The organism is Alkalicoccus chagannorensis DSM 18086 (genome assembly GCF_000429725.1).
Classification (GTDB): domain Bacteria; phylum Bacillota; class Bacilli; order Bacillales; family Salisediminibacteriaceae; genus Alkalicoccus; species Alkalicoccus chagannorensis.
On the sequence record NZ_AUCK01000006.1, the window covers coordinates 64,582 to 77,432 of the forward strand.

Here is a 12,851-nt window from a genome sequence, read left to right on the forward strand (position 1 = left end):
AGATCATGTCCGATCGTATACAAGGTTTAACCATAGGTTTGAGTGTGGACGCTATGCAGGCCGAGCGCGGGCTGACAGGGTTGAAAGATCAACTTCGTACTGTAAACACACAGATGCGGGCCAACATGTCCGAGTTTGATCGTGCGGATCAGTCGCTCGGGAAATACGAAACCCGGTTAGACGGATTAAACGAGAAACTCGAAGTGCAGGAAGCCGTGACAGAGGCCGCAGGTGAACGGTACGAGGAAATGGTAGAAAAGCATGGGGAAGGCTCCAGGCAGGCTGAACGTGCCGCTCAGGAGTACAACAAGCAGACGGCGGAGCTTAATAATCTTACGCGTTATGTGGAAGACGCCACAGTGGAGCTCGAGAACATGCGGCGGGAGCAGGAAATCGCCGAGAGTGCCTGGACGCAATCCGGGGAGGCGATCAGTGAGGCCGGTGATCGGATCGGAGAAGCCGGAGAGAAGGTACAAACGGTTGGCGCTATCTGGACCGGCGTTGTTGCCGGTATGGGTGCCGCTGCTGCAGGTGCAGCCGGCGGGCTGTTCGCGCTTACTGGTCGTGTGACGGAGAACGCGGATGAAATCGCGAAAAGTTCCATCCGCATGGGCGTGTCTACTGATTTCTATCAGGATATGGAGTTCTGGGCCTCTCAGAATGGGATCGCACACGGGCAGATGGAACAAGCCCTGCAGCGCGTGAATCAGCGTATGGGGGAAGCCCGCGCCGGAAACGAGAACTACCAGGAGGCCCTGGAAGAGCTGGGGATCAGCATGGAAGATGTGGAGAATGGAACGGTAGACACGGAGGAAGCGTTTGCTAAGTCGATTCAATCTCTGTCTGAAATGACGAACGAGCAGGACCAGGCACGACTGGCTGGGGAGCTGTTCGGAAGCACGTTAGGCCGGCAGTTACTCCCAGCCCTGCAGGATGGTTCGTTGTCTATGGAAGAAGCAGCCGACATGATGGACGAGTTAGGCTTACGGATGGACGAACAGGACTTTGAGCAGGCGCAGGAGTTCCAGGATTCCATGGACGTGATCCGGCGATCCCTGGGGCAGGTGACGCAGCAGATTGGACTGGAATTGATGCCACACTTTCAGCAGATGCTGGACTGGATCCTAAACAACATGCCGGATATTCAAGAAACGATGTCGAACGCTTTTGACCAGGTGGAAGAGAAGATCCGCACGGTGGTGAAATGGTGGCGTGAGCTTTCCGGTTCGGCACAAGCCTATATAGGCATCGCGGCAGGGGTAACGGCCGTCATGGGCCCTCTGCTGCTCGTGTTAGGCACACTCATGCGCGTGATCGGGCCGGTCATCACCCAACTTGGACAGATGTTTATGTGGGTTGGCCGTGTCGGCGGAATTTTTAACGTGTTAAGAATCGCATTAGTAGCTGTAACGGGACCGGTTGGATTAATTGTGGCAGCCGTTGCCGGCTTGACAGCTGCTTTTATCATGGCCTATCAAAACTCCGAGACCTTTAGAGAGCGGCTTTCCGGCGCCATCGAGGGTGCACAGGACGTCTTTCAGTCGGTCGTCGAAGTAATAAAGAATCTTGTGGATGATGTCGTTGCCGATTTTCGGGAATTTATCGGCACACTTCGGGAATTTTGGGATGAAAACGGCGAGATGATCCAAGAAGCAGCTGAGAACATATGGACCGGAATATCGTGGATGCTAGAGCGGATCTGGGATTACGTAGAAAAAATCATGCCGGCCATAGAGATGACCTTCCAGACGGTTTGGGGGGCAATATCTACGATCATCCAGGTGGCCACCAATACAATCATGGGCATCATTGAGATTTTCGCCGGCCTTTTTACAGGCGATATCGATGCGATGCTTGAGGGAGTCAAACGCATTTTCTTCGGCGGTTTTGAGATTGTTCGAGAGTTCTTGTCGGATTTTGTCAGCAATGCGCTTTCCATGGCTGGTGGATTACGAGAAAACTTCTCGGATCAGATTGATCGGCTACGTAACCTCGTAACTGGTTTTATCGGCAGAATGAGAGATGGATCCGTGGAACGGCTCACGAGCATGCGTAATCGCTTCTCCAGTATTAACACAAGAATCCGTGACAACATGCGCGAGGCGATGCAGCGCATGTATGATAATACCATCGGTCGTGTGCTGGATATGCGCCGCGAGGCTGTCCGGCGGTTCAACGTGATGAAGGATAGCTTCTTCGACGTTGGCCGTGACATCCGTGACAATATCTCCGAGCGCTTTGATGATATGGTTTCTGCGGCCCGTGATTTACCTGGGCGGATCGGTGACGGCATCAGCAACATGGCCAGCCGAGCCACCAGCGGGGTCAAGTCGTTTGCCAATAGTATCGGATCCACGTTGGAGGATGGGGTCAATAACGTGGTAGGCGGAATGAACAGCCTGCTGTCTACGATTGGCGTGAGTCTGCGAGTACCAACGATCAGCGTGCCTCAGTACGCGACAGGCACAGAGGATCACCCAGGCGGACCTGCTGTGGTCGGGGAGAAAGGCCGAGAGCTGGCCCACATTCCAGGGCAGGGTTACACCATACTCGGGCAGGAAGGTGCAGAGCTGCTGAACCTGCCGAAAGGATCCAGCGTCCTGCCGAACCGCAAGACAGAACGGCTCCTGACGGAAGGCATGGGGCTGCCCGGATATGAGTCCGGCATCGGTCGAGCCTTCAGCTGGGTGAAAGACACCGCCCAGAGCGGATGGGAGAACATGACCGATCTTGCCAGTAACGCTGTCGGCTGGCTCCTGGAAGCGCCTAGTAAGTTATTTGAGAAGGTGATGGAGTTTACAGGCGTAGATATGCCTGAAGCAGATGACTTTGCCGGCGGCGTTATGCGCGGATCGTTTGATGCGTTCCGCTCCGCTGTGGAGGAGAAGCTGCAGGGAGCGCAGTCTGAAGTCGGTCCCGGATCCCCGAGCTTTTCCGGATTTAGAATGACAAGCCCGTTCGGGATGCGAACACACCCAATCACCGGAGACCGCCGGATGCACAATGGTGTGGACTATGCGGCTCCTACAGGCACACCGATACCAGCCCAAGGCGGCGGCATCGTCAGCTTTGCCGGTAACCGCGGCACAGGCTTTGGTAACTATGTCACGGTGCGCTCCGGTGTTTACGATCACATTTACGCCCACAACAGCCGGAACCTGGTACGTGCCGGGCAGAGCGTCAGCCGCGGCGATGTCGTCGGCCTGGTCGGCTCTACGGGAGCCAGTACCGGACCGCACGTCCATTATGAGGTACGCCGTGACGGTACGCCGGTCAATCCGAAAGGCTTTGCCACAGGCGGGCTGATACAGGATGAGATGATCACCAGATTGGGCGAGGGCGGCCATGCAGAGTACGTTATACCAACAGATCCGAGTAGAGCATCCGAAGCGCAGAAGCTGCTGGCACTGGCCGGCAAAGACATCGAGAAGAACGGCCGATCCAAACGTCCGCATCAGCTGCCGAACGCAGGCGGTGGGTCTGTGCTGGAGGAACTGCAGGCCCAGACGCAGGAACTGCGACAACAGCGTGATGTGCTCATGGCAATCCTGCAGAAAGAAACGGGGATTGAGATTGATGGTCGGGAAGTCGCAAGAGCCATCGATCCCCACAGTCAGAAGTACCGCGACAGTAAAGAAATAAGACGACTAAGAAAAGAAGGGCTTGAGGCGTAAGCAGAAAAAAGGCTGCCCCGCTGTGGGCAGTCTCCCCCTGAAAGGGGTGTTGATTCTGAAAAGGGGTGTTGTTCATGCGAACGTTGAACGAAGAAGAACAGGCACTGATCCGGGAGTATATGCTGATCGATAGGAAAGTGAGACGCAACCAGGTCCGGAGTGGGAAACTGAGTGATCAGTTTTATGAAGGACAGTCCATGACCACACGGATCCAGGAGGTCGGAGGAGATAATCCGGCACTTATCACCGTTGCTTTCCGCGTGGAAGATGAAGTAGCAGACATGCTCGATGCGGAGGCAGAGATGAAGCGGACAGGGGAGATCCTGAGAAGCAAGCGGCAGTATTTCCAGGCGTACCTGCGCAGCCTTACACAGAATCAACGCTATTACTTAAAAAGTAAATACATCAACCAGGAGGAACAGGCTCCTTATTATGAACTGGAAGCGGATGTGATCGAGAACATCGAAGAGATCGAGGATGCCGTTAATAGAAGATTCGGTTTTCAAGTTGACGATCGGAACGCGATAGATCGAAGTATTGAAGACATCATTTCAAGTTTAGGGGTGTAAATATGCTACATGGACCACCACAGAAAAACCGTTTTGCCCGCCTTTTGCTGGGGCGCTGGGGCTACTACGACACGAACAGCGAATATCTAGAAGAGCACGAAGAAAAATGGCGCAGGTGGCTGTATACGGCACTCAAGGAACTGAAGAAAGAAGATGTGGCGTTCCTGGCGGCTAAGTATCGCCACCCTGTGAAAGAAGGGCAGCAGGGAGGAAGTAAGTTAAATGATCGAGACGCAGCGGCCCAGGCTGGCTGGGATCTGGATGCTTACATCCGAAACCGGCACAGGATAGAAACGTTACTATCAGAAGCTATTACAGAAAAAATGAATGAAGAAATCTAAAAAAACACGCCTCGTTTAGCAAAGCTCTTGTTTTGTTAATATCGCTTGTGGTATAAAGTAGGTAAGTAATCAACGGACTGGTTCTTATTAAAAAACGAAATGAGTGATAATAATGGCCACTAAAAGTTTTGAGACGGAATTCAAATTCAATACAAAAGCGGGTTCGAAACTTATCAATGCCATTGAGAATTCTAAGAAAGTGAATCACGTTATCTATCAAAGAACTGAAAACGTAACCAGCAAAGAAGATATTGATTTTATTATGGATTCACTTTGGGATGAGGATAAATAATGGTTCTACAAGTAGTTTCTTTAGGAGATTTAATTGAATCAGAAAGAACAGAAGAGGAGATAAAAAATCTCCTCTTTTCATTTGAGACTCTTCCAACCATTTCTGCTGTTGGCGCAAAAGATGTAGAACATTTTATCAAAGAAAAAGCTATTGAATTTCAAAGAATGGATCTATCGCGTACATATTTGGTTCTTTCGAGATATCAGGGGAAATTTTTTTTGGCCGGTTATTTCTCTATTGCTAACAAACCTTTAGTAATTCCTAAAAAGCAATATCAGAAGTTTCCTACATCGGTAAGAAAAAGATTAATGGGGCAAGGTCACAAAACCGAACAAAGAAACTATCAAATAAAAAGTTATCTATTAGGACAATTAGGTAAGAATTACAGCCAAGTTGCGAAAGAAGCTGGAGCTGCGTCTGGGTCAGATATATTAGAACTAGCTCAGAAAAAAGTCAAAGAAGCGTACAAACTAATGGGAGGTAGGATATTATATTTAGAATGTGAGGATAATGAAAAGATAACAGGTTTTTACGAAAAAAATGGCTATTCTAAATTAAATGAATACGAATCTCCTAACGGATTAGTTATCATGGTTAAAAAGCTATCAGATATCGAATAACATGCCGTGTATAAACCACGAAATTCATAAAGAAGCAGCTGGATATGAAGCCTTAACTATTAACTGATGGACATTCTAATTAAATTCCGTTCGCTATTGCCTGCCCAGCAACTCATTTACTAACTCACTAATTAACTCACAAATAGAAAAAACGGGCGAAACTCCATGAAACAGAAAAAACTAATAAAGCCCATCATGACAACGTTTATAAACCATCCTGAAATTGGGGAAAAACGGCTTTAGTTAAGAGCGTAAGAAGTACGGTCTCAAGGCCGCTCGTCGTTCTCCACAGTTCTCGAAGCGTTAATCTGCTTCCAACCAAAAAAGTACGGCATCCCTGTGGACGGGATGCCGTATCACCCCTCTGCTTTTCCAACCCTTGCAGAGGGGTTTTTTTGTGTTGTTGCCCTTGAATCGAATCGGATAGAGGATCGATCTCGGTTTCCACGGCATGCCCTTCTGATAATGGGCATACATCAGAATCATGGTGCTGAGTGTCCCGAGGATGGCCCAGGCGAGAAATCCCCAGTGCAGGAAGCTCTGTGCCAGAGCTGGTGCTGCCGCTTCCACCGTGCGGCTCTCTGTGCCGGAGAAGATCGGTGGCAGTTCCATGAAGGGATAGATCGGTTCTGCTGCGGCTCAGAAGACGCCACCGCTGAACGCAATCACCGGTGAGTCATTATCCTCGAAACAGAGGTTGGCATGCTATCCCGTCTTTCCATCAGGAAGAGATGTAAGGGTGCCCCTACATCTCTTCCGTGACTTTTTTAGCAGCTTGAAGCAGGTCGTCGATATGCGGCTGCATCGTCTGTTCATTCCAGCGGAACATCGGTCCAGAGATCGAGATAGCCCCGATTACGCGGTCCTGGGGGTCGTACACAGGCGCGGACAAGGCGGCGACATTCTGATTGATCTCCTCCTCGTTCAGCGCATAGCCGGTCTGCTTCGTTAACACGAGACGACGTTCCACTTCGGCCCGTTCGCTCTCTGGCAGGTTGCTGACGATCTGCTCTTTTCGGTCTTCGGGCATAAAAGCGAGAATGGCGCGTCCGGTAGCCCCTTTATAGAGCGGAAGCCGCTTGCCGATTCCGACCGACCGTCGAATCTCCTGCTTGCTTTCGATTTCAATCGCACAGATGCGGACTGGTCCTTTCGGTACGTAGAAGCCGACCGTTTCATTCGTGAGATCCCGCAGATCCTGCAGAATTGGTTCAATCACCGAGGCTACCGGCAGGTCGATCAAGATTTTGTTGGCATAGTCGAGAAACAGCGTCCCGAGGGAATACTTCTTCGTCTGTGGATCCTGGAACACCATGTTTTCCATTTTGAGTGTCGACAGCAGCCGGTGCACGATGGTGGTGGAGAAACCAAGGGCGCTGCTGATGTCGTTCACGCCCTTGGGTCCCTGGGATTCATTTAAATAGTTCAGCAGCTGGATCGCTTTCAGTACGGTGGAAGAAGTCGTTGTGTTGCCGGTCATCGTCTCACGCTCCCTGTCATTTGGCTGATGTCTATTTTAGCACAGGGAGATTGGCCATCAATACGCCTTGATATACCGGGTTTTATACTGATTGTAGAAGTCGAGTGCTTCTCGACCGAGCTCCTTAAACGTACCGAGACCGGACGCTTTATATCCACCGAAAGGCGCCTGGAAGAAGGTTCCTGTCGTCGGCATGTTCGCTTTGACGAGGCCGGCTTCGATGTCGTTGAATGCCTGTGTCATGTAGTCGATGTTTTTCGTGCAGATCGATGCGGTCAACCCGTAGTCGGTGGCATTCGCCAGCTCGATGGCGTCATCAATGGACGTGGCGGTCATGACGGCAATCACCGGTCCGAAAACTTCTTCCTGGGCGATGCGCATGTCCCGCGTCACTCCGTCAATCACGGTAGGAGCGACGTAAAAGCCGTAGGCGTACTCGTCTTCCGTCAGCTGGCTGCCTCCTGTAACAATTTGGGCGCCTTCCTTTGGCGCGCTGTTGATCAGCTCCAAGGTAGAGTCGAGCTCCTGCTGGTTCACCTGCGGTCCCATGGTGATTCCATCTTCCATGCCGTTGCCAATCGTCATCTTCTCCGTTTCTTCCACCAGCTTATGAAGGAAATCGTCTTTGATGCTTTCGTGCACGATCACCCGGCCGGTCGCAGTACATGCCTGGCCGGCTTGACCGAAGCCGCCTTTGACAGCGAGGTCCACTGCCTCGGTAATATCGGCATCTTCCATGACGAGAAGCGGATTTTTCCCGCCCATTTCAAGGTGGACCCGTTTCTGCTTCCGGCTGGCAGCCTCATGGATTTTTTCGCCGACAGCATTCGATCCGGTGAAAGAGACGGCCTGCACGTGTTCATGTTCGACGATCGAGGAGACCTTTCGTCCAGGGACCATCAGGTGATTGATCACGCCTGCAGGTAGTCCGGCTTCTTCAAATACTTCCATCAGCTTGGCTGCTGTCTGCGGCGTTTCAGACGACGTCTTCAGCAGGACGGTGTTGCCGCTTACCAGCGCGGGAGCAGATTTCCAGCATGGGATGGACAGCGGGAAGTTCCACGGCGTGACGGCGAGCACGACGCCGAGCGGTTCCGGTTTTGTTTCAATCTGAATGTTCGGCATGTCGGAGGCGATGACCTTTCCGGTTAATCGTCGTCCTTCTTCCCCGTAGAACTGGAGGATCCCGGCGGAGAATTCGACTTCTTTCATCGCTTCCGCGTAGGTTTTGCCCATTTCCCGAACGATCGAAATCGCAAATTCCTGCTTGCGCTCGAGTAGAATCGCGCCGGCGGCCTTTAAATAGGCGCCGCGCTGGGGCGAAGCGGTTTTTTTCCAGGTGAACGAAGCAGCATGCGCGGCCTCGATGGCCCGGGTGATATCTTCGTCGCTGCCCTGACCGGTATAGGCGATGACCTCTTTCGTGGCCGGGTTGATCACGGGCGTGGAGGCATCGGTTGGAGCAATCCATTCCCCATTAATATACTGCTTTAGGGTTTCCTGTGTTTGAGTGACAGACATCGTGCATTCCCCTTTCTGTTATACGAGTGATTGATTCCCTTTTTCGCCGAGCACGTTCCATAACCAGCGGTCGACGTTGATCCCTTTATCGTCGGCCTTTCTTTGCTTCAGTTTCATGTCTTTTGAGGTCAAAAAGAGCGCAGGTGCTTTGGCGTTGAGATGCTGAATTCTCGTCTGCGTCTCTTGGTTGTTTTCCGCCATGTTCAGCAGGGAGGAGACCCCCCGCTGAAACAGGTGCTTATTGACTTCGGAGAGGCGCAGGGTGAAAGCGCGGATGTCGTCTTGATGCAGCGCTGTCATCACGTGCACCTCCGGATACGCGCCGGGGATATAGATTTCCGCCTGGTAGCCTTTTTTGGCAGCCCGGCTGACGTTCTCCATCATGGACATCGACGGCAGGCACCGGGTAAGCGCAACTGGTTCCCCGTGGCTGACGGAAGCGCTGCACATCAATTCATCAAAAATGAGCCTGGAAATGATCAGGGCGCTGTTTTTATTGCCATCCAAGGTGTGGTGTGCCACGTGATGAAGCAAAGGGGAGCTGGATTGTTCCAGTCTGGATAGATGGGCATAGACATCCTTCAATCCGCCGAGGCCCATGATTTCTCCCCAGGCTGCCAGTTCCGCAGCGTCATCGATACATCCGGACGGGACACGACAAGCTTCCATGACTTTTTTGATGTGGGAAATCAGCTCCGGTTGGGTCACCCACATACATCATTCCTCCTTGTTGGGTTCGAATCCATCAGTGAAAAAGTGCAGCCAGTTTCTGCCGGCAACGGCATGCACCTCGGCCTCGGACATCCCCTGTTCCGATAATCCGGCCAGGATATTCGGGAAGTCTGCAGGCGTCTGGAACCAGGAAGGCCACTCCGGCCAGCCCGGATTGGCAGCTGAGCCTGCCCCGTAGTTCGTTTCGTGTGTCCATCTGCCCATGCGCATCCACTGGAGGAAGTCTTCGGACATGTTCAGTGTCAAGTCGGTTCCGAGTGCGACTTGGTCGGCCCCCATAAAATCGACGGTTTCTTTGATCAGCTGGGAGAATTCCTGCAGCGTCGTGTTTTCTCCATTGATTAGATGCGGGTAGGCACACAAACCGAGCATCCCACCGTTGTCGCGGAGAGCGGTGAGAATTTCCTTCGATTTATTCCGTTTCGACGGGTACATCCAATCCGGGTTGGCATGGGTGATCGCGACGGGCCGGCTCGAATAGTGAATCGCATCGAGTGTTGTCTGCGTGCCGCAATGAGACAGGTCGATGACGACGCCCTCTCTGTTCATCGCATCGATGACATTTTTACCAAAGCGGGTCAGCCCGCTGTCTCTCTCCTCGTAGCAGCTGCTGCCGACGAGGTTTTGATTGTTGTAGGTGAGCTGCATAATCTTGATGCCGAGCTGGTTGAAGACCGGAATCAAAGCGAGTTCGTCTTCGATCAAGGACGTGTTCTGCGTGCCGAGAATGACCCCGACTTTTCCTGCTGCTTTCGCTTTCAGAATGTCTCCTCCGGTGTGCACCTGCATGACCAGATCTTTGTTCTCATCGAAGAAACGGTTCCACTCTCCGATCTTACTCAACGTTTCGCGGGCGTTTTCCCACAATCCGCAGCAGGCGTGGACGCAGGTGACACCCCCTTTATGCAGGTCCAGCAGAAAATCGCGGTCCCAGTTGCTCAGTTCCAGTCCATCGATAATGACGGTTTCGTCAGCGAGTGCCATGTGTGATTCCTCCTTGATCGGGTAGTAATGGTAGAATCCAGTCTTCTCGAAAGTCGTTCTGCAGCTTTTCCATCGTGGGTGCCCCCTGGAATAAGGTCACGCGGACCCACTCGTTCGATTTCGGACTGAACCGCTCCGCGCCGAACATCGACAGCTTGCACCGGAGCAGGTATAGCGGGATGAGGTTTTCCCCGAGCAGGTTGCCGTGAATTTCCCCGTAAGGCGAGTCGGTGAGCGACTGCATGCGTTTGATCATCGGCTTGAAGTGCGGGTAGTCCCGGACAAAAGCGGCTGCCGTCCGTGTCGGCGGTTCCTGTTTAAGCGCGGCGTAGACCTGCTGGGTCTGCCTGGCGTAATCGAGCCGGAGCGCCTTCTCTTCTCCTTCGTCCCGGCCGCAGACCCCGATACGAGGTTCTTCTTTTTCTCGGGAACGGAACCAGAAGTAGTGCTGGCTCTTCTTATCGTGAAAATCAAAATCAAACACCCATCTGTAATCGCTTTCAATAATGTGGATAAGCGTTTCAACCCTCATGGTTGGCTCGAAATCGTACGTTTCTTCCACGACACTCCGTTCTTCAAGGTCGAGCAGCTTGTCGAGGTTCACTTCCATCAGCAGCGAGTGAATCCATTCTTCGCCTTCCGCGGTCAGGGCCGGCTTGACCATTTCCATGTAGGTGCCCCAGTAGAGCGTCTCCGGCGGCATCGTCTTCTCCATATCCTCGAGTGCGTAGATGGCGGTCAAGCATTCTTCCGTCATCTGCTCGGGAGAGAGGAACACGCCTTTGCCGTGGACGTTGTATTCCCGGAAGTACGCCAGGGAATGCTTCAGCCAGCGTCGGAAGGCGTCGGTCTGTTCGGTCGTCATCGGCATGTTCTTCACGCGGGAGACGGCTTCTTCCCGCATATCAATCCAGCGGTGAATCAGCTTTGGATGATACATCAAAAAAGGGACCATGCCGAGTCCTGTTGCATTTCCGACACCGAGATAGCGCTTCCATTCCTGGCTTAAAGGAACGGCATCCGCATGTTTGCAGGAAGCCAGGTGTTCGACGATATCAAAGGAAGCCTGCCGGAGCAGATAGGCCGTGAACATCTGTGCCCGGAAAGCTCCGGCGAAAGGATGATCCTGCGACAGCTTCTGAAAAGGGGCAAGCCCGAATTTTCCGTTCGCATAAAAAGCAGTGCTCCGCACGAGGTAGCCGGTCTGGCTCAGCAGTTCTCCGTTCGGCTGCTGCCCGTCGGCGAGAAGGGCAGCTACGTCATCAAACACGCGGGAGCTGCGGTTCGCTCTCGACCAGACGAGATCCTGTATTTCTCCTCTGCCGCCTTCCTGTTTCGGCAGCTGCCTGCGCAGCCGCTCAAGTTTTTCCGCAGAGAATTCGCCTTCGGACAAGGCGCAGGTCATGTCCCATTTGTCAGAAACAACCCGGTCACTGCGTTCTTCTTCGATGATTTCATGGGAGAACAGGATGAAGTGAAACACGCTTCCTTCCGCTTCGATCCGGTACACGAGATCCCCGTTGCCACTCTCATCGAGATCGAAGACCGTCCGTGTCAGCTGCCACTGGCTGCGGTGGACTCTCCGAAGGATGCTGCGGCTGAAGCTGAGCGGATGCACGCGAAAAGAACCGATGCGCTCCGGTACCATCAACTCGTCGGCATCCCGTTTCCATTGGACTTGCTCTTTCTCATGAAGGGATCGCACGTGGAAAACCTCCTTTCGTTCGTTAATTCCTATTATCGGGATTACATTCCTTTATTTGTGTTAATGCCACTGTAAGTCATACATAGACATTCGTCAATAAATGCAGGGGAAATAATTTTCGAAAAATTCGAACCAGCTTTAAGCGGGTGTTGGAGAGGAAGGATCAGCCAGCCTTCTAAAACCAACGAAAAGGATGTTCCATATCACGTCTGTTGATTAACCAATATCCTCCAAATAATATCTGTTGTTTTTTATAAAGTCTATGTTATCGTTCGTTGTTGATTTCATCCGCTTTCGGCGGACGCTTGCTCAGGGGCTTGTCCTCAACAATCCCTCGCGAAGCGAAGGAGGATGTGCGGACGGCGCGTATCCCTTGAGCGTCACCGCCTATCGCTACTTTCATCAAATAACAACATCAAGCTTTAACAGCGCTTTTATAAAAAACAGAAAGAGCTTCTTATTTGGAATACGGAGTGACGCTCTGCTTCCGCCGGACGCTTTCCGGAGGGGACTCTCTCAGCTAGTCTGCCTCCGGCAGCCGGATCTTCGAATCGTCCTGATCCTCTCGGAGTCGCCGGCTGCGCGCCGCCCTTGTTCTAAAAAAAGCTGCAATACTTTTTCTCAACGTTTAAGAATGTATAAGTTCTCATACAAGAAGGCGGTGGCTGTGTCCGCTTCAAAGAATAAACGTCTCTTTTCAGTGAACGTCATCCGTTCCGAGCTGCATTTTCTTCTGCAGAGAGGAGGAAGGTGCTGCGTGGTGGCGGGGTTTCGGTGTGAGTCGACAGGGCTGCGTGCATACCTCGACGTACCTCTTCCCTCGTGTGGCGGGGTTGGAGCCTTCTGGCGGGCTTTTTCTCCGGGGCGACGGCCTTTTGCCGCGGGGCGACGAGGTTGAAGGGCCCGGGCGACATGCTTTGCCTGTCGAGGCGA

Annotated in this window: 10 protein-coding genes and 2 pseudogenes; 6 read left to right on the plus strand and 6 right to left on the minus strand. The window is 52.4% G+C overall.

What is annotated here, in order from left to right; all coding sequences use genetic code 11:
- Positions 1-5 precede the first annotated feature (5 nt).
- The 6 genes and pseudogenes from G477_RS20465 to rpsI all read left to right on the plus strand — a co-directional run.
- Positions 6-3,674: a peptidoglycan DD-metalloendopeptidase family protein gene (locus G477_RS20465; protein WP_051287696.1), complete on the plus strand. Its 3,669-nt coding sequence runs from the start codon at positions 6-8 to the stop codon at positions 3,672-3,674.
- A gap of 74 nt (positions 3,675-3,748) precedes the next feature.
- Positions 3,749-4,243, plus strand: coding sequence for a hypothetical protein (locus G477_RS0104920; protein ID WP_026697000.1), 495 nt, complete (start codon positions 3,749-3,751; stop codon positions 4,241-4,243).
- A gap of 2 nt (positions 4,244-4,245) precedes the next feature.
- Positions 4,246-4,584 carry a hypothetical protein gene (locus tag G477_RS0104925; protein ID WP_026697001.1) on the plus strand — a complete coding sequence of 113 codons (339 nt, stop codon included), beginning with the start codon at positions 4,246-4,248 and terminating at the stop codon, positions 4,582-4,584.
- A 112-nt stretch (positions 4,585-4,696) separates the two neighbouring features.
- A complete protein-coding gene (locus G477_RS0104930; protein ID WP_026697002.1) occupies positions 4,697-4,876 on the plus strand; it encodes a hypothetical protein in 180 nt (59 codons plus the stop codon).
- Complete coding sequence (locus G477_RS0104935) at positions 4,876-5,496, plus strand: hypothetical protein (protein ID WP_026697003.1); 621 nt, start codon at positions 4,876-4,878, stop codon at positions 5,494-5,496. The genes G477_RS0104930 and G477_RS0104935 overlap by 1 nt, the downstream gene beginning before the upstream one ends.
- A 247-nt stretch (positions 5,497-5,743) precedes the next feature.
- Positions 5,744-5,803: pseudogene (gene rpsI, locus G477_RS21685) on the plus strand (30S ribosomal protein S9); the annotation flags it as partial.
- Positions 5,804-5,913: 110 nt separating this feature from the next.
- Here the strand turns inward: rpsI and G477_RS21520 are convergent.
- The 6 genes and pseudogenes from G477_RS21520 to G477_RS0104965 all read right to left on the minus strand — a co-directional run.
- Positions 5,914-6,150 (minus strand): annotated as a pseudogene (locus G477_RS21520) (BCCT family transporter); the annotation flags it as partial.
- A gap of 91 nt (positions 6,151-6,241) precedes the next feature.
- Entirely contained in the window at positions 6,242-6,976 is a 735-nt protein-coding gene (locus tag G477_RS0104945) for an IclR family transcriptional regulator (RefSeq protein WP_026697005.1), read from the minus strand.
- A 57-nt stretch (positions 6,977-7,033) separates the two neighbouring features.
- Positions 7,034-8,497 (minus strand): aldehyde dehydrogenase family protein, encoded by a 1,464-nt coding sequence (locus G477_RS0104950; RefSeq protein WP_026697006.1) that lies wholly within the window; start codon positions 8,495-8,497, stop codon positions 7,034-7,036.
- Between the two features lie 18 nt (positions 8,498-8,515).
- Positions 8,516-9,211: a DUF3726 domain-containing protein gene (locus tag G477_RS0104955; protein ID WP_026697007.1), complete on the minus strand. Its 696-nt coding sequence runs from the start codon at positions 9,209-9,211 to the stop codon at positions 8,516-8,518.
- 3 nt (positions 9,212-9,214) lie between these two features.
- Positions 9,215-10,213 (minus strand): membrane dipeptidase, encoded by a 999-nt coding sequence (locus G477_RS0104960; RefSeq protein ID WP_026697008.1) that lies wholly within the window; start codon positions 10,211-10,213, stop codon positions 9,215-9,217.
- Positions 10,200-11,918 (minus strand): hypothetical protein, encoded by a 1,719-nt coding sequence (locus tag G477_RS0104965; protein ID WP_026697009.1) that lies wholly within the window; start codon positions 11,916-11,918, stop codon positions 10,200-10,202. Before G477_RS0104965 ends, G477_RS0104960 begins: the two co-directional genes overlap by 14 nt.
- Between the last annotated feature and the right edge of the window lie 933 nt (positions 11,919-12,851).